General features: G+C 70.4%; 16 protein-coding genes. 5 read left to right on the top strand and 11 right to left on the bottom strand.

The window, feature by feature from the left end; genetic code table 11:
- Nucleotides 1-8: 8 nt before the first annotated feature.
- Nucleotides 9-386 (top strand): VOC family protein, encoded by a 378-nt coding sequence (locus ACIRDX_RS13110; protein ID WP_396625881.1) that lies wholly within the window; start codon nucleotides 9-11, stop codon nucleotides 384-386.
- 181 nt (nucleotides 387-567) lie between these two features.
- Here the strand turns inward: ACIRDX_RS13110 and ACIRDX_RS13105 are convergent, their stop codons facing one another.
- The 11 genes from ACIRDX_RS13105 to ACIRDX_RS13055 form a co-directional block, all read right to left on the bottom strand.
- Nucleotides 568-1,404: a glutaminyl-peptide cyclotransferase gene (locus tag ACIRDX_RS13105; protein ID WP_396625880.1), complete on the bottom strand. Its 837-nt coding sequence runs from the start codon at nucleotides 1,402-1,404 to the stop codon at nucleotides 568-570.
- A gap of 106 nt (nucleotides 1,405-1,510) precedes the next feature.
- On the bottom strand, nucleotides 1,511-2,551 hold the full coding sequence (locus ACIRDX_RS13100) for a VWA domain-containing protein (RefSeq protein WP_396625879.1): 1,041 nt from the start codon (nucleotides 2,549-2,551) through the stop codon (nucleotides 1,511-1,513).
- Between the two features lie 121 nt (nucleotides 2,552-2,672).
- The gene (locus ACIRDX_RS13095; protein ID WP_396625878.1) at nucleotides 2,673-3,647 is read right to left on the bottom strand and encodes a GDSL-type esterase/lipase family protein; all 975 of its coding nucleotides are present in this window, start codon (nucleotides 3,645-3,647) and stop codon (nucleotides 2,673-2,675) included.
- Between the two features lie 150 nt (nucleotides 3,648-3,797).
- Entirely contained in the window at nucleotides 3,798-4,499 is a 702-nt protein-coding gene (locus ACIRDX_RS13090; RefSeq protein WP_396625877.1) for an ABC transporter ATP-binding protein, read from the bottom strand.
- 116 nt (nucleotides 4,500-4,615) lie between these two features.
- The gene (locus tag ACIRDX_RS13085; protein ID WP_396625876.1) at nucleotides 4,616-5,209 is read right to left on the bottom strand and encodes a hypothetical protein; all 594 of its coding nucleotides are present in this window, start codon (nucleotides 5,207-5,209) and stop codon (nucleotides 4,616-4,618) included.
- 4 nt (nucleotides 5,210-5,213) lie between these two features.
- On the bottom strand, nucleotides 5,214-5,699 hold the full coding sequence (locus tag ACIRDX_RS13080; protein ID WP_396625875.1) for an SRPBCC family protein: 486 nt from the start codon (nucleotides 5,697-5,699) through the stop codon (nucleotides 5,214-5,216).
- A 113-nt stretch (nucleotides 5,700-5,812) separates the two neighbouring features.
- Complete coding sequence (gene acs, locus ACIRDX_RS13075; RefSeq protein ID WP_396625874.1) at nucleotides 5,813-7,771, bottom strand: acetate--CoA ligase; 1,959 nt, start codon at nucleotides 7,769-7,771, stop codon at nucleotides 5,813-5,815.
- Nucleotides 7,772-7,954: 183 nt separating this feature from the next.
- Complete coding sequence (locus tag ACIRDX_RS13070) at nucleotides 7,955-9,238, bottom strand: carboxymuconolactone decarboxylase family protein (RefSeq protein ID WP_396625873.1); 1,284 nt, start codon at nucleotides 9,236-9,238, stop codon at nucleotides 7,955-7,957.
- Between the two features lie 14 nt (nucleotides 9,239-9,252).
- Entirely contained in the window at nucleotides 9,253-12,471 is a 3,219-nt protein-coding gene (locus tag ACIRDX_RS13065) for a TonB-dependent receptor domain-containing protein (protein ID WP_396625872.1), read from the bottom strand.
- A gap of 279 nt (nucleotides 12,472-12,750) precedes the next feature.
- Nucleotides 12,751-13,656 carry a phosphatase PAP2 family protein gene (locus ACIRDX_RS13060; protein WP_396625871.1) on the bottom strand — a complete coding sequence of 302 codons (906 nt, stop codon included), beginning with the start codon at nucleotides 13,654-13,656 and terminating at the stop codon, nucleotides 12,751-12,753.
- Entirely contained in the window at nucleotides 13,640-14,170 is a 531-nt protein-coding gene (locus ACIRDX_RS13055) for a hypothetical protein (RefSeq protein ID WP_396625870.1), read from the bottom strand. The genes ACIRDX_RS13060 and ACIRDX_RS13055 overlap by 17 nt, the downstream gene beginning before the upstream one ends.
- Before the next feature lie 179 nt (nucleotides 14,171-14,349).
- Here ACIRDX_RS13055 and ACIRDX_RS13050 point away from each other — a divergent pair, with 179 nt between their 5' ends.
- From ACIRDX_RS13050 to ACIRDX_RS13035, 4 genes are all read left to right on the top strand, one after another.
- Nucleotides 14,350-14,892, top strand: coding sequence for a methyltransferase domain-containing protein (locus ACIRDX_RS13050; protein WP_396625869.1), 543 nt, complete (start codon nucleotides 14,350-14,352; stop codon nucleotides 14,890-14,892).
- 155 nt (nucleotides 14,893-15,047) lie between these two features.
- Nucleotides 15,048-16,124, top strand: coding sequence for an energy transducer TonB (locus ACIRDX_RS13045; RefSeq protein WP_396625868.1), 1,077 nt, complete (start codon nucleotides 15,048-15,050; stop codon nucleotides 16,122-16,124).
- A gap of 9 nt (nucleotides 16,125-16,133) precedes the next feature.
- Nucleotides 16,134-17,024, top strand: coding sequence for a hypothetical protein (locus ACIRDX_RS13040; RefSeq protein WP_396625867.1), 891 nt, complete (start codon nucleotides 16,134-16,136; stop codon nucleotides 17,022-17,024).
- Nucleotides 17,025-17,099: 75 nt separating this feature from the next.
- A partial coding sequence (locus ACIRDX_RS13035; RefSeq protein WP_396625866.1) for a VWA domain-containing protein occupies nucleotides 17,100-17,677 on the top strand: 578 nt, incomplete at its 3' end.

Raw genomic sequence — 17,677 nt, 5'->3', positions numbered from 1 at the left:
CCGGACCCCTGACTGCCGCACCCATCGGCCAGATCGCGCTGACCGTGGCCGACATCCCTGCTGCCGTCGCGTTCTACCGCGACGTGCTCGGCCTGCCGCTGCTGTTCCAGGCGCCGCCTGGCCTGGCCTTCTTCAAGGCCGGCGATGTCCGGCTGATGCTGACACTGCCGGAAGATGGCCCCGGGCCGCCGGGGACCGCCTCGGTGCTCTACTTCTCGGTGAAGGGCATCGTGGAGACCGAGGCCGCGCTGCGCCAGAACGGCGCGCCGTTCGACAAGGGGGCGCACTGCATCGCGGTGATGCCCGACCACGAGCTGTGGATGGCCTTCCTCCGCGACCCCTCGGGCAATCTCCTGGGGCTCATGGAGGAGAAGCGGAACGCTTGAGCAATTCAGAATTCAGAGTTCGGAATGAAGCGCGGGGCGGGCGCCGCCACGGCTACCGCCGAAGGTCCGACTCGCACGTCGAGGGTCGACACAGTTCGGCATGACGCGCGGGGCGCACGTGCGTGCGACTGCCCCGAGCTGCCCTTCATTCTGAATTCCGAATTCTGAATTGCCGTTCCGGTTAGCCCCGCTTGACGAACTTGACCTCGAAGACCCAGGGCCACAGCTTCCCCGTGATGAGGAAGTGGCCCGTCTTCGGGTCGTGGGCGATGCCGTTGAGCACGTCCACGCCGCGTGATCGCTCGGTGGCGGTGAGCAGGTTCGACATGTCGATCCACGCCGTCACCACGCCCGTCTTCGGATCGATCCGCGCGATGCGATCCTCCTGCCACACGTTGGCGTAGAGCGCGCCGTCCACCCACTCGAGCTCGTTGAGCCGGTCGACGGCGTTGTCGCCGTCGCGCACGCGCAGCCGCCCGATCTCCTGGAGCGTCTCCGGGTGCCAGAAGCGCAGCGTGTCGGTGCCGTCGCTCATGATGAGCCGCTGCCCGTCGTAGGCCAGGCCCCAGCCCTCGCCCGGATACGTGAACTCCTTCACGCGCACCAGCGTCTTGCGGTCGTAGACGAACCCGGTGCCGTTCTGCCAGGTGAGCTGCACGATGCGGTCGCCGACCACGGCGATGCCTTCGCCGAAGTACTGCCCATCGAGCTTGATGGACTGCAGCACCGCGCCATTGGCCAGGTCCACCCGCCGCAACGTCGACTGGTTGAACAGCCCCGTCCCCTCGTACACCTGCCCGTCGGCCGTGACAGTGAGCCCCTGCGTGAACGCGGCCGGGTCGTGCGGGTGGCTCTTGATGATCTCGTAGCCGTACTGCTCGACCGCAGGCCTGGCCGGCGTGGCGACGGCTGAGGGCTTCGCCTGCGCCTCGGGAGCCGGCGAGGACGAGGCGCCGCAGGCGACGATGAGCGACGACGCGCCGAGGAGGGCGACGACGAGGCGGGACGGGAAGGACATGGGGGATAACTGTAACGCTTAACGATTAACGCTTAACGACTGACGCTTGGGGCTGGGCGCTTGGGGCTGGGGGTCGCCCGGGACATGTCGGGGGCTGCGCGGTTGATCAGCGTGGCACGTAAGCCGAGCGGGCGCGCACCTGGACGTCGTCCCGCGAGACGCGGACGGTGATCGTGCGTGGTCGTGAGCGCTCGGCGGCTGGGATGCCGGGCTGGACGTACGCGAGGCGGTAGTACTGGCGGCTGTCGCGGATGACCTGCGCGAGTCCCGCGTCTGGCGCGTTGTGGTCGACCACCATCCGCCCGCCCGTGCTCCCGGCCAGCAGGCCGAGCGCGCCGAACCGGCGTGCGGCATTGCTGGCGGCGCGGTTCTCGGCCGAGCCCCTCACGGCGTCCACGCTCGTCCCTTGCGTCGCCGGCGCTGGCTGCGGTGCCAGAAGGCCTCTCGGGTCGATGCCGTGAACGACGATGTTCGAGAGCGCGGCGGCGCGGACAACGGCGCGGTAGTCCTGCAGCATGTCGCGGTCGGTATCGCGCTCGGGATCGAGCGCGAGGCGGCCCTCGCTCACCACGACCACGGTGCGTCGCTCCGGGGCGTCGCCCTTCAACGCCGTGGCCACGCTGTTGAGGACGTCGAGCAACCGCCGCGTGTTGTACTCCCAGACCTGAGGGATCGGCGCGCCCTGCTGGCCACGGAGCTTTCTCACCAGCGCTCGTGCCTGGCCTCGGTCGACCGAGAACTGCTGCCGCAGTTCATGAGGGCTGGTGTTGACGATGGCCAGTCGGTCGTTCGCGCCCAGCAGGTCGATCAGGGCGAGCGCCACGTCCTGCGCCGGCTTCGTGGTGCGCGGATCGATCTGCAGGTCGTCGAGCACGAGGACGAAGTCACGGCGCTGCGGTGGACCGGTCACGGTCGTGAGGTCGACGTACTCGAACGCGACGAGCGGCTGGGGCACGCCATCGTCGAGCACCTGCACCTCGTCGCGACGCAGGTCGTTGACCGCTTGCCCGCCTGCGGTGACCACCGCCGCGACCTCGATCAGGGTCGTCCCACCGCTGAATGTCGGCTGCACCGGCGCGGGGCCCTGCGCCAGAGCCACCAGGCCCCACGCGGCGAAGCAACCGAGACCACTGACGATGGACAACACTCGGGAACTCCTGCCCTGCCTGACGCCAGCCTGAACGACGTCGGCCTTGATCCATGCGGTCTAGCGCCGCTGTACCTTCACCCTTCACCCTTGGGTTTGGTCATGAGTCATGAGCCATGAGTCATGACAGCGGCAGCACCCCGGCGGTCCGCTCGAACAGCCGCCGGATCACCTCGAAGTACGTCTCGGCGATGAGGTCGTAGCCCGCGGGCGTGGGGTGCAGGCCGTCGGTGCCGATGAGCGGTGACTGCTCGCCGCCGAAGGCCGTGTACAGGTCTGCGCAGCCGGTCTGGTAGCGGCGACACAGGTCGAGGATCCGCGCGTTGATCGTTCGGATGTCGGCCGGTGAGGTCGTGCCCTTGGTCGAGCCCGGCCGCTGCGGCGTGAGCGTCGCGAGGATCACCGACACGCGGCGCCCCTGCGCGTCGCGGGTGATGCGCTCGAGGCGCGTCACGATGTCGGTGATCGAGCGGGCGCCCTCGGTGTTGAGGTCGTTGGCACCGCCCTGCAGGATCAGCACCTGCGCGTTGCTCTGGCGCAGCGCCGCCGGGTAGCGGTCCTCGATCTGGTCCATGAACTGCCCGGGCACGCCGGCGTTGGTGAGCGTGAACGGCTGGTCGGGATAGCGCTCGCGGAGCAGGAACTCCAGCTTCTGCGTGTAGGTGTCGCCGGGGATCACGCGATCGACCCGCGAGGTGGTGCCGAAGGTGAAGCTGTCGCCGAGCGAGAGGAACCGCTCCACCGAGAGCGTCGGCGCGATCGCCACCGTGACGCCGAAGCTGCACGACGTGGTCTGCGCGCGCGCGTCCGTGGCCGTGCACGACACGCTGCCGCTCCCCACCGGCACGGCGCTCCCAGAGGCAGGCGTGCACGACACGGAGACGGGGGCGGTACCGCCCGTTGCCTGTGGCGTGACGTAGGTCAGCGTGACGGGCTGGCCCGTCGTGGTGCGCAGCGCGACAGGCGCCGGGCACGTCAGCGCCAGCGGCGTGGCCGTGGGGGTGGTGGGCTGGGTCGGCGTGGAGGGGGCGGAGGACCCGCCGCCACAGGCGGCAAGGGTCAGGGCAGCGCAGGCCGCCGGGAGAACGCGACGCATCTGCCACTGATTCTGCGGTGGCAATTCGAAATTGGAAATTCGAAATTCCAGGCGGCTTGGCCTCCGGCCTTCGCCGCGCCGGGGCTTGTCGAGGCGAGTGGCCGCAGGCCCTCGCCCGGGAATTTCAAATGTCCAATTTCAAACTGCCACCTAGTGGGTGGCGGCGAACGCGGCGCGCGGGATGTCCTTCTCGACCTGTCCGTCGCGGATCGAGATGATGCGATGCGCGTGCGCGGCGATGTCGGGCTCGTGGGTGACGAGCACGATCGTGTTGCCGGCCTGGTGGAGGCGATCGAACAGCGCCATGATTTCCACGCCCGTCTTCGAGTCGAGGTTGCCCGTGGGCTCGTCGGCCAGGAGGATCGACGGGTTGTTCACGAGGGCGCGGGCGATGGCGACGCGCTGGCGCTGGCCGCCCGAGAGCTCGTTCGGCTTGTGCGACATGCGCTGGTCGAGTTCGACCTTCGCCAGGGCCGCCCTGGCGCGCTCGCCGCGCTCGTTGGCGGAGACACCGGCATACACCAGCGGCAGCTCCACGTTGTGCAGCGCCGAGGCCCGGGGCAGCAGGTTGAACGTCTGGAAGACGAACCCGATCTCCTCGTTCCTGATCCGCGCCAGCTCGTCATCGTCCATCCGGCTGACCTCCTTGTTGTTCAGGAGGTAGGTGCCCTTGCTGGGCGTGTCGAGGCAGCCGATGAGGTTCATCAGCGTCGACTTGCCGGAGCCGGACGGCCCCATGATGGCGACGTACTCGCCGCGCTGGATCTCGATGTTCACGCCGCGCAGGGCGTGAATCTCCTCGGAACCCATGACGTAGGTCTTCCAGAGGTCGCGCGTCTCGATGAGGGCCATGACAAGAGCTTAGTACGGGAGCCCAGCGCCCACGGTTCCCCCAGGGCGCCACTGCCGTCGGCAGTCGGCAGTCGGCAATCGGCCGTCGAAGGCCGAAGGCTGCATGACGAGGGCCGTCAGGGGGTGTTTTCCGTCCGCTGGCCGACCGGCACGTTGGGCATCGGCTCGGCGTGCGGGACGTGGACCACGACCTCCCGGTCGTCCTCGCCGGGCGCCGGGTAGCGAGCCCAGAGGATGCGTCGCTCGCCGGCGGCGAGGGGGGTCAGGTCGCGACTGCCCAACGGGGCGTTCTGGCCATCGCGGAGCACGAAGAACTTGTGCTCGTGGCTCAGGTCGGCCAGGTAGACCTCCGCCAGGGTGCCACGGTCGGGTCCGTCGGCGCTGAAGCGCTGGGAGATGTCGAGCGCCGGGGCTCCTGCGGTCGCCGTATGGGTGACCGACAGGCGCAGTTCGAGGGTGTCCGGGGCGACGCGGTCGAGCGACACCACCCCGATGGCCAGGTGTCCCTCCTCGCCGGCCGTCTCGGCAAGCACGGGCGGCGGCGGCGCGACCGGCGTGGCCGGGGCCGCCGCTGGCCCTGGGGCGGCGGGTCCCCGCAGGGCCAGCACGGCCAGCAGGGTCAGCACCACGACCAGGCCGCCGGCGGCCGGAAACAGCCAGCGGGAACGGGTCGAGGGCGGGGGCGACGAGGGAACCTGGGTGTCTGTCACGCGGTCACGAGCTCATCTGATCCCGCTCACGGGCGAGGGCTTCGGCGCGCCGACGGACCCGGCGCACCATGACCCACATCACCACGCCGTGCAGCCTGGCGTCCAGCAAAGCGGTCCGGTAGAGCCGCCCTGGCCACCCCGGGAACTCCGCGTACGTCTCCGCGGTGAGACGAGAACGGCCGGCCCCGCGTTGCTCGATGCGGAACACGACCTGATACCGGGCGAAGCGATGACGCCCGGCGAGGGCGTAGGTGAGCGGCGGCACCACCTCACACACGGCGAAGCCGGGCCGCTCGGCCCCGAGCACGTGGGCGGCGAGGCCGTTGCTGGCCGGCGGGTCTGCCGCCCAGGCCCACGCCCACAGGCGGTACGGGAGCGACGGGGTCGCCCCGGGCGCCATCCCCAGCACCACCTCCCACACGACGCGCGGCGACGCCGAGATCTCGGTGCTCCACGCGTCGACGAAGGGCAGGAGGACAGCGTCGGTCACGGCCTCCTTTGTATCAGGAACCGGGGAGCGGGGAGCGGGTATCGGGGAGCGGGCACGCCAAAACCCGCCATCCCCGTTACCCGCTCCCCGTTACCCGCTACCCGCTACCCGTCTCAATCTTCCTGCGTCTCGTACTGCGTCTTCAGCTTGGCGACGACGTTGGGGTCGGCCAGGGTGGTGGTGTCGCCGATGGCCTTGCCCTCGGCGATGTCGCGCAGCAGGCGGCGCATGATCTTGCCCGACCGGGTCTTGGGCAGATCGGCCGCGAAGTGGATCTCCTCGGGCCGGGCCAGCGCGCCGATCTTCTTCACCACGTGCTCGCGCAGCGCCTCGACCAGCGTGAAGGAGCTGTGCTGGCCGTCCTTGAGCGTGACGAAGGCCGTGATCGACTGGCCCTTGATGTCGTGCGTGCGCCCGACCACGGCGGCTTCCGCGACGGCCGGGTGATCGACGAGCGCGCTCTCGACCTCCATCGTCCCGATGCGGTGTCCGCTGACGTTCAACACGTCGTCGACGCGGCCGAGCAGCCAGATGCAGCCGTCGGCGTCGATGCGCGCGCCGTCGCCCGCGAAGTAGGCGCCGTCCTTCCACTTGCTCCAGTACGTCTTCTCGTACCGGTCCATGTCGCCGTAGATGCCGCGCAGCATGCCGGGCCACGGCTTGCTGATGGTGAGGAGGCCGCCGCCCTGCGTGATCGGCTCGCCCTTCTCGTTGCGGACCTCGATGCTGACGCCGGGGAACGGATGCGTGGCCGAGCCGGGCTTGGTCGTGGTGAGGCCGGGCAGCGGCGTGATCATGATCTGCCCCGTCTCGGTCTGCCACCACGTGTCGACGATCGGGCAGCGCTGGCCGCCGATGTGCTCGTGGTACCACATCCACGCCTCGGGGTTGATCGGCTCGCCGACCGATCCGAGCAGGCGGATGCTGCCCAGGTCGTGCTTCGCGGGCAGATCCTCGCCCCAGCGCATGAAGGCGCGGATGGCCGTCGGCGCCGTGTAGAAGATCGTCACGCCGTGACGCTCGATGATGCTCCAGAAGCGGTCACGCTCCGGCCAGTCGGGCGCACCCTCGTACATGAACACCGTCGCGCCGGCCGCGAGCGGCCCGTACACCACGTAGCTGTGCCCGGTCACCCAGCCGATGTCGGCCGTGCACCAGTACACGTCGTCGTCCTTCAGGTCGAAGACCGCCTTCGCGGTGGCCATCGTCCCCGTCAGGTAGCCGCCGGTGGTGTGGACGATGCCCTTCGGCTTCCCGGTGGTGCCCGAGGTGTAGAGGATGTACAGCATGTCCTCGCTGTCCATCGCCTCCGGCTCGCACCACTTCTCCACGTCCTGCACGATGCGGTGGTACCAGTGGTCGCGGCCCTCGGTGACGTGCACCGGGAACCGGTCCGACGAGTCGCGCTTGACGATGAGGACGTTCTTGATCGACGGGGTGTGCTTGAGGGCCTCGTCGGCAATCTGCTTGAGCGGCAGCAGCGAGCCGCGCCGGTAGCCGCCGTCGGCGGTGATCAGCAGGGTGCACTGGCAGTCGTTGATGCGGTCGGCGAGGGCCTCGGCGCTGAAGCCGCCGAACACCACGGTGTGGATCGCGCCGATGCGCGCGCACGCGAGCATGGCGATGGCCAGCTCGGGGATGAGCGGCATGTACATCGCCACGCGGTCGCCGCGCTTGACGCCGAGCGACTTGAGGACGTTGGCGGCGAGGTTCACCTCGCGCTGCAGGTCGTAGTAGGTGAGGGTGCGGCGGTCGCCGGGCTCGCCCTCCCAGATGATCGCGGCCTTGTTCCGCTTGCCGCCGCGCACGTGCCGGTCGACGCAGTTGACCGAGGCGTTCAGCGTGCCGCCGACGAACCACTTCGCGTGCGGCGCGTTCCACTCGAGCACGGTCGAGTAGGGCGTCATCCACTCCAGCTGCTTCGCCTGCTCGGCCCAGTAGGCCTCAGGGTCGGCCGCGGCCTTCGCGTACACGCCGGAGTCGGCGAGGTTCGCGGTGCGGGTGAACCCCTCGGAGGGAGGGAAGGTGCGTTGCTCGTCGAGCAGCGCCTGGATGTCGTTGGAAGAGGACATGGGCGGAAACGATATCAAAAGAGCAAGGGTAGAAGAGCAGAAGAGTAGAAGGTAAGAAGGCAAACCGGGAAGGTGGAAGAGACTTCAAGGCAAGAAGGTCGCACGGAACAAGGCCGTCTTCGCCTTCTTCCCCCCTTCCAGTGCCTTTCGCCTTCCCGCTCTGCCTTCTGCTCTTCTGCCCTTCTACTCTTCTTCCCTTTTCTGTTCGCCGTACGTGTCCTGGTAGACCTTGACCGCCTCGTCCTCGGACGGCAGCTTGAGGTTGTCGGTGAAGCGGTTCATGAAGGCGAACGTGCAGGTCTGGAGCAGCACCTCGACGGCGCCGCGGGGGCCGAACTCGGAGGTCAATGCGGCCCAGTCGGCGTCGCTCACCTTCGATGGGTCGCCGGTGACCTGGCGGGCGAACAGCACGGCGGTGCGTTCGCGCGGCGTGAGGGCGGCGTCGTCCTTCTGCAGGGCCACGAGCTTGGCCGGGTCGACGCCGATCCGGCGCAGGCCCAGTACCTGGTGACGCACGCAGTACCGGCAGCCGTTCATCGTCGACACCGCCAGCGACACCTGCAGCTTGACGTCGCGCCCGACCTGCTCGTGCTCGCGCAAGGCCGTGCCGAGGGCACGCCACGGCAGGGCGAGGCCGGGAGCGCGGAACATGGCGCGCATCGAGTTGGCCATCCCCAGGCCCAGCCCGCCCTTCTGTGCCGCCGGGTCCTTGGCCGCCGCCGCGGCCGCAGTCGTCGCCGCGATCTCCGCGTCGGAGATCAGGCCGACACGCGGCGCGCCCTTGTCCTCGACCACGTACGGCAGCGGCGTGGCCGGCCGCTCGAGGGCCCACGGCTCCACCGGCAGGCGCGTCGCCTCGACGAACCGGGCCATGTGGTTGAAGAACGCCGTGACGATCGTCAGTTCGACGATCTCGCTGTCGGTGAAGTGGGCGCGCACGCTTGCGAACTGCTCGTCGGTCACCCCGTGCACGTCGCGCGTGAGCGATTCGGCGTACGCGAGGGCCAGGCGCTGGCGCGTCGAGACGGACGCGCCGTCGCCGTTGCGGAAGACGGTGCGCCAGGCCGGCTCCTCCGGCGACACGGCGATCACGCGGACCATGTGCGCGGCCAGGTACGGGCTGTTCAGGATCTGCGCCACGCGCAGGCCCATCGCCGCCCGGGTCGACGTGGCCACGCTGCCCTCGAAGAGCACCGCCCGGACCATGTCGGCCATGGGACGCACCGCCTCAGGCACGACGCCCATGGCGCGGACGACGTTGGGCACGTCGGGGCCGTAGAGCCGCAGGGCCGGCTCGGACGGCCACGTGGCAGGCAGCGCGAGGTCGACGCGCGGCTGCGCCTTGATGCGGGCGCGAGCGGCACGCTCGAGCTGCGCGAGCGTCGGCAGCGCCTCGTCGGCGGCGGTGGCGACCTGCGGGGTCACGAGCGTCGCCGCGAGGGCGAGCGCGAGGAATCGGATCGACATCGTGGTCATCCCGGTCAGAAGACGAACCGCGCGCCCACCTGCATGGTGCGCGCGTCGAAGGCCTGCGTGGACTTGCCGAACGTACCGATCGACAGGTCGGCGTTGGGCAGGAACAGGTTGAGCGTGTTCAGGGCATTGAAGACGTCGAGGCGGACCTGCAGCTGTCGACGCCCGCCCAGGGAGAAGCCTCGCATGAGGGAGGCGTCGAGCGACAGGTAGCGGGGGCCGCGGAACGTGTTGCGCCCGAGCGTGCCGCTGCGACCGGGCGCCGGCCGCGGGAACGCGCTCGCCGGGAACAGCCCGTTCAGGAAGTCCTCCTGCGAGAACGACGTCGCGATCGTCCCGGGCGCTGGCGCGTCGGGCCGGTCGTAGAACCCGCCGCCGACGGCGCCGCCGCCACCATCCGCGTTGTAGTCGCCGCCGGCCGCGAACGCCGCGCCGTTCCACACCGAGAACGGCCGGCCCGACTGCGCGGCGAAGATGCCCGACACCTGCCAGTTGCGCAGCAGCAGCGGCAGCACGCCCGATCGCCCGTCGAGGGCCTGCGGCGCCCACACCAGGGTGGCGGCGACGCGATGCGGCACGTCGAACATCGACGGCGCCTTCTCGCAGCGCAGGCACGCGACGTCCTGTGCGCCCTTGCCGGGCTCGGCGTTGTCCTGGAACTGCCCCGTGGACGTGTCCGACGAGGTGTCGAGCCACTTGGACCAGCGGTAGTTGGCCGAGAACGACAACCCGCCCGCGAACTCGCGCCGGACCTCCGACGTGAACGCGTGATACGACGACGAGACGCCGTTGGTCACGAAGAGGAGCACGCTGAAGTTCGGGTTGATCCGATCCTCGCGGCCGTCGAGCAGGTCGCCCGCCACGCGATTCACGTCGTCGATGCGCTCGAGGTTCACGCCGCGGGTGCCGACGTAGCCGAGTTCGACGCGCCACCGCTGCCCGAGGCGCTGCTGGCCATTGAGGAACCAGCTCTGCGTGTACTGGGTCTTGATCGTCGGGTTGACGACGAAGCCGGTGGTGCGGATAGGGGGCTCGCCGGGACGGCTCTGGACGCCGCCCTGGTCGTTGAGACCGCGGCCGAACTCCGGGTTCAGCGGCACGGGGATGTCGTACAGGATCTGCGTCCCGATGCCGGTGGACGGCTGGATCACGCCCTGCACCGCGTCGGGCGGCAGCGCGCGCGCCCCCGAGATCGACTGGCCGTGGTGCGGCTGGTACGCGAGCGAGTACCCGGTGCGGATCGACGTGCGACCCGTGCCGCGCGGGTCCCACGCCAGGCCGAGGCGCGGCGACACGTTGAACAGCTCCGGGCGATAGAGGCGATCGACCCGCCCGATGGCTGCGGTGCGGAGCTGCTCCTCGAAGGTCGCGCCCGGGCCGAGGATGATCGACGACAGGCGACCCTCTCGCTCGGTCACCGTGCCGAAATAGTCGTGCCGCAGGCCGAGGCTCACGCTGAGCCTGTCGGAGACCGTCCACTGGTCCTGGATGAAGGCGCCCGTCTCGTACTGCGTGAAGTAGCGCGGGAAGTTCGTCGGCACGCCCGTCGTCGGCTCGACGGTGAGCGTCTGGCGGAACGGCCGGTCCGCGATGAAGTCGCCGATCGAGTTGAAGGCGAAGTTCCCCGCCTGCGGTGGACCGACGGCGAGGTCCTTGGTGATGCGCCGCATCTCGACGCCCATGCGGATGGCGTGGCGCCCGCGATCGAGGGTGAGCACGTCGCGGATCTCGAGCGTGCCGAGGCGGCTCGCGTCGAGGAACACGTCGCCGTAGGGCGCCGTCATGCCCGTGACGGTGATGGTGGGCACGATGGCGTCCGGGTCGCCGCGCTGCACGTCGGTGAGCTGGTAGGCGACGCGGACGTCGTTCACGGCGCGGCCGATCACGCTCGTGTAGCCGGTGTTGAGGTTGCCGAACCAGCCGGAGAACGGGCCGCGGCTCCCGCGCAGCGCGCGACCGAGCGTCGCCGGGTTCGAGCTCGTGCCACCTTCGTCGCGCTGCTGCTCGGCGATGACGCGCACGGCGAGGCGGTCGCGCGAGTTCACCACGTGATCCACCCGCGCGATGTACTGGTCGAATCGCACGTCGTCGGCAATCGTGACGTTGGCGCGGGCGAGCGCCGGAATCGGGCCTTCGGGCGTGAGCAGCACGCGCTGGTCGAGGTACCCCGCGCCGCTGCGGACCGGCGACGGCGCCGGGAAGTCGCGGAACAGGCGGGCCGCGACGCTGGTGGGCGAGGTGCGCGCCACGTAGTCACGCAGCTCGGGCGTCTCCACCTGGTAGCTGTATGGCCGCTCGATGTCGTTGCGCGTGCCCTCGTAGGCGCCGAAGAAGAACGTGCGGTTCTTGCGCAGCGGGCCACCGACCGAGCCGCCGAACTGATGGAAGTCCTGCTGCGGCTTGGTGCTCGAGAAGTAGTTGCGCGCGTTCAGCGCGTCGTTGCGGTGGTACTCGTACAGCCGTCCCGACGTGGTGTTGTTGCCGGCACGCACCTGCACGTTGATCACCGAGCCGTTGCCACGCCCGAACTCGGCGGCGAAGTTCGTGGTCTGCACCGACACCTCATCGACCGCCTCGACGCTCGGCACGATGGCCGGTTCGCCGCTGTTGTTCGGGTTGGTGTTCATCGCGCCGTCGAGCACGTAGTTGTTGCCGCGATAGCGGTTGCCGTTGACGGTGACGACCGGCGAACTCGTGAGCTTGGTGGAGTTGGCGGCCCCCGGCACCAGCGCGGCGCCGGCGCTGAGCGAGGGCAGCAGGAAGATGTCGCGCTGCGGCAGCGGCAGGTCCTGCACCGCGCGTCGGTCGAAGGTCTCGGAGAGGCGCGGGTCGCGCGAGGCGGCCACCGTGACGCGCGAGGCCGTGACGTCGACCTGCTCCGACAGCGTGCTGGCGTCGGGCAGGTCCACGGTCACGTCGACGGTGGCGCCACTGGCGAGCCGCAGGTCCGACTGCCCCACAGGCTGGAACCCCTGCGCCTCGACGAGGAGCACGTAGTCGCCGGGCATGAGCCCCGCGAGCAGGAACGTGCCTTCGGTGCTGGTGGCGGCCGTACGCGACTGCCCGGTCGCGGCGTGCGTGACCGTGACGGTGCCGCCCGCGACAGGACGGCCGTCGAGGGCGCGGACATGCCCCTTCAACGAAGCGTCCGTCAGCTGCGCGGCGGCGCGGCCGGGTGCGAGGAGGGCGAGGCAGACGAGGACGAGCGCGACGAGCCTGACGTGCATGTGGTGCGGACCGGCACACGGGCACCACGAGCGGCGTGAACGACGGTCGCCGATGGGCCACGCGTTGCGGGGACGGCACAGCGTACGGGGTGCGGCGTAGGCGGCACATACTGCGAACGGGGTAGGCGCCACCGCCTGTTTGCGTCAGGCGGGCACATCAAACGCCGCGCGGGATCGGGAGTCGGGAGTCGGCGGGCGGCGGCGGCGACCACTCGACACGTCGCCGTCGGGCTTGTCCGACGATCCGTGACGTCGGCGGCAGGCCACAGGCTGCCCGATTCAGCGCGTCGCCGGCAGGCGAGGCACGCCCCACGCCTGCCACGCCCCCACGCTGAGGGCGAACAGGCCGACCGAGAGCAGCACGTCGACGAGGTAGTGCGCCCCCGAGAGCACGGTGGCGGCACAGAGCGTGAGGTTCAGCAGGCCCACCGGCACGAGCACCCAGGCGCGTTCCCGCACGACCCACGTGAGCACGAGAGCGCCGGCGACATGGAACGACGGGGCCGACACGAGTCCGGTCACCGTGCGGTAGTCGATCATCGTCATCGATCCATCGCGGAACCCCGCGAACTGCGCGATGAAGGCCTCCTGCGGCAGCGTCGACGTGAAGCCGTACCACTGGAAGGCACAGGCCGCCGGATAGAGCGCAAAGCAGGCCAGCGTCGCCAGCAGGCAGGCGTGCAGGAGGAACGCGTACTCCCAGAGCGCGCGGCGAAGGCCGAGCAGGACCAGCACCGGCGGCGCGACCAGGATCTGCAGCCCGAACGAGGCGTACGCCCACGCGAGCACGGTCGCCACCCGCGGGTGCGCCGCGGTCCAGGCCGCCAGGTCAGGGACATGGACGCCCATCGCGCGATCGGCCGCGGCGAGCCACGGATCGATCACGGGCCGCGCCAGCGCCGCGCCCGCGTACTGCATGGGCACGCTGGTCAGGCAGAGGGCCACCACCAGCGCGAACACGAACAACCCCTCGGGGATCATCCACGCCAGCGGGCCGTCATGTCGGCGCCGCGCGAATGCGACGCCGAGACCGACCACGCCGACGAGCACCAGCAACGGCGACCACAGGCCAGCCGCATCGACCCGGAGGCCGAGGCGGCGGCACATCAGGAGTGCCAGCGCGAGACCCGCTGCCTGAACGGCCGCGAGTGCCCACGCCAGGGCGTACTCACTGCTCCGGGGCATGCGGCCGGCCGGAGTCGGCAAAGCCGGGGACCGGCGGCGGTGGCGGCACCGACGGCTTGAAGATCGCCATGCCGAGCAGGCCCCCCAGCGACGCGAAGATCGCGTTGACGCACAGGCTCAACAGGAAGGCGAGCACGGAGATCACGCCGCCGACCCCGCCGCGCACGAGCGAGCGCAGGGTGCCACGCATCTCCGGCGACATGTCGCTCCCGCCCTGATCGAGGATGCGCTGCAGGACGTCTGCGCCCATCGGCCCCGTGATCATCTGGATGGGAATCGCGATGAGGGCGGCAAACACCGCCCCGATCGCGCCGGCCATCGCCCCGGTGAGGGCAGCGTCCACGCCGTCGACCGGCGTCGCCTGGGCCTGCTGCAGCAGGTAGGTGGCCACCACGCCGCCAAGGACCACCCACGCACAGCACAGGCAGTTGCCCATCGAGATGACGGGCAACGCCGACAACACCCCGATGACGAGTCCGCCGACGAGCGCCGGCTGCAGCTTCGATGCGCGCATGCCCGTCACTCTACTGCACTCGTACGGCGCCTCGCCTGCGACAGGTAGGGCGGGGTGTCCTCACGGATTCAGAGGTAGGGCGGTATGTCCCCATGCCGCCGTGAAGCCGGACACGGCGCACCAACGGCGCGATGGGGACATCGCGCCCTACCCAGCAGGACGGATGGTAGGCTGGTCGCGTGTCGCTCGCGGACGTGTTCGCCTCCAACGCGCTGGTCCGGTGGCTTCGGGGAGATCCGGGGCGCTACGACCTGCTGACGCGCATGATCGACGCGCGGCTCGGCGATCGCCTGCTGACCGCCGGCGCGGGCGACCCGGGTCTTGTCGCCGCGCTGGCCAAGGTCACGGGCCTGAGCGGCAAGGCCATCGCGCGTGCCGCCACGCCCCAGGAAGCGCACACGCTGCAGGAAGCTGCCGAGCGCGCCGGGGTGCTCGTCGAGGTGGTCGACGCCCCCACCGCCCCCTGGCCCTTCGCCGAGGGCGACTTCGACCTCGCCGTGGTCGACGTGGTCTCCGCCCCTGTGGCGGAATTGCTGCCCGAGATCAGGCGCGTCCTGCGGCAGGGCGGCCGTGTGGTGCTCGTGGTGCGTCGCAAGGCGGCAGACGCGCCAGCGCCTGCCAGCGTGCAGGCTACCTGCGCCACCCACTTCAAGGGCGCGCGCGTCCTCTTCGACCGCGACGGCGTCGCCATCGTCGAAGCCCTCAAAGGTCAATCGACCTAGCTGTCATCGGCACAGGACACCCCATGTCCTGCTGACTCCGCCCTGCTGTCCGTTCGGACCAGGTTTTCCAGCGATTCTTTCGATTCAGGCCCGCTTTTCGGCGGGCACGGTTGTTGCGATGTCTGTTGGCGTTCATGCACCCCACTGGGGGACCGATGCCACAGACACTTCGCACACTGCCCGACGTCTTCACCGCCCGCGAGATCGCCAAAGCGGCCGGCGTTCGCACTGACGTCGTTGCCGACCTGATTGCCACCGGCGCGCTGCGCAGCGTCGACGGCGAATTCGTCGCCCATGACGATGCCGTGGACGCGGCTCGGCGGTTGCGCGACGGCCGTCCCTTCCCCATCGCAAGTGCGGCAGCGCTCACCGCCACTCCGGGATCGCTCTTCGCGCGGGCACATGGCGCGAAGCGCTCGCCGGGCTTGCCGGCTGCGGCCTCGGCCGCCGTGCACGGCGCGATGATCGGCGGCCTGCTGCTGGCCACGCTGGTGCCGCTCGATTCGTCGGCAGCACGGGCGCAGGAGCCCCCCTCGGAAAAGATGCGGCTCGTCTTCCTCAACATGCCCGGCCCTGGCGGCGGTGGCGGAGGCGGTGGCCTGCGCATGAAGACGCCCGCCCCGCAGGCTCGCCGTGAGGGCACCTCGGCGCTGAAGAGCCCGCTCCCCGTGCGCAAGCCCGTGGTTGAGCAGCCGGCCCCGACGATCGAGGAGCCGCCTCCGACGCCCAAGGCGCCCGAGCCCCTGCCGCCGGTCGAGGCGCCGGTGGCCGCGCGGAGCAACGACGCCGCCACGCAGGCCGGCGTGCTGGAACAGCGTCCCGCCGTGGCGCCGAGTCGTGGCTCGGGCCAGGGCGGGGGCGCAGGCACCGGGACGGGCACGGGCCTTGGCGAAGGTCAGGGCTCCGGCATCGGCGACGGCGAGGGTGGCGGCGAGGGCGGAGGCCCGTTCCGCCCGGGTAGCGGCATCCAGCCGCCGCGCCTCCTGAACGAAGTGAAGCCCGACTACACGGAAGACGCGCGTCGCCGGGGCGTCGAGGGTGAGGTGGTGCTGGAGATCGTGGTGCGTCGCGATGGCCGCGTCGGCGACGTGCGGGTGCTGCAGGGCCTGGGCGGCGGCCTCGATCAGCAGGCCATCCAGGCGGTGCGGCGGTGGTCCTTCGCCGCCGCCACGCGGAAGGGTCGCCCCGTCGACGTGATCGTCGAAGTGGCCGTCGAGTTCAAGTTGCGCTGAGGAATTGCCATGTTGATCGTCACCATTGCCGCCCTCGTGATGTCTGCCAGCCTCGGCTGGTTCGCCTACCGCCTGATGCGTGAGGAACAGCGTCGGTCCGAGGCCCGCGTCGCGGTGCTGACCGCGGCCCTCGACCACGACGACACCCGTGCCACCGAGATGGCCCGCGCCACCCACGTCGGGTTCGCGGCGCCAGCGGCGGCGCCGGTGGCGCGCCAGGTCGCCCGCGTCCCGGATGTCGTGATCGTCGACGACGCACGCCAGCCAGGCGCGTTCCGCAGCGAGCGCCCGGTCGTCGACGACGCGCCGACCATCGACGCGCCGCTCCAGGATGTGCCGGCGCAGGCATGGATGACGGCGCAGGCCCAGCCGGCCATCGGGTCCGACAGCGAGCCCTCGCGACAGGGAGGGCTGTTCGGCGAGGCGCGCGAGGAAGCCACGACCGACATGCGCCGGTTCATCGCGCTGGGCGGGCTGGTCCTGGTGGCCCTCATCGCGGTGGCGTACCTGCTCTTCGGCCGTCCGTCGGCGCCAGTGGTCACCGAGGCGACGACGACGTCGGTCCCGGCGGCTGCGGCACCGGTGGCCGCGACAGGCATCCCGCTGGAACTGCGTGGGCTCGCGCACGAGCGCAAGGGCGACGTCCTCGTGGTGCGCGGTCGCGTCGCCAATCCGGTGGCGGGATCGGCACGCGCGAGCCTCGTGGCCAGCGTGATGCTGCTCGACCAGGCGGGTGGCTTCCTCGGCAGCGCACGGACGCCGATCGACGCCTCGTCGCTGCGCCCCGGCGCCGAGGCGGGCTTCGCCGTGGAACTCCCGGCGCACAAGGACGGCCGGCGGTATCGCGTCACCTTCCGTGGCCCCGACGGCGCGCTCGTGCCGCACGTGGACAAGCGGTAAGGGCCGGGTAGCGGGTAGCGGGTAGCGGGTACCGGGTACGGGTTCGCACTCTTCACCAGTCATGAGGCATCAGGCATGTTGACGATTCTTCGGCGCTCGTTCGTCGTTCCCCTGGTCGCGGCCGCGTCGATCGTGCCGTTGGCGGCGCAGGACGGTTTCCGGTTCCGCAGCACGACGGAGCTGATCAACGTCACCGCGACGGTCACCGACGCGTCGGGCCGCTTCGTGTCGAACCTCCGCAAGGAGGACTTCGAGGTCTACGAGGACGGCCAGCGGCAGCAGATCTCGCACTTCAGCAGTGAGCGCGTGCCCGTCAGCCTGGGCATCGTGCTCGACGTGAGCGGCAGCATGTCGGGCGAGAAGTTCCGCGCCGCGCAGGCCGCGCTCGATCGGTTCATGTACGACCTGCTGCAGCCGGAGGACGAGATCTTCCTGCTGAGCTTCTCGGATCGCACCGACCTCGTGAGCGACTGGACCACCGATCGCCGGCAGGTCTCGGCGGGGCTCCAGCGGATTCGCCCGCGCGGCGGCACGGCGCTGTACGACGCCGTGGCCGAGGCGGTGCCGATGGCGCAGGGCGGCAAGCACAAGAAGAAGGCCGTGGTCGTCGTGTCGGACGGCAACGACACCGACAGCAGCACGGACCCCATGGC

The sequence above is a fragment of the Luteitalea sp. genome (genome assembly GCF_044337415.1).
Taxonomy (GTDB): Bacteria; Acidobacteriota; Vicinamibacteria; order Vicinamibacterales; family Vicinamibacteraceae; genus Luteitalea.
Note: the sequence above shows the minus strand (reverse complement) of the source record. Positions and strands in the feature narration are given on the sequence as shown.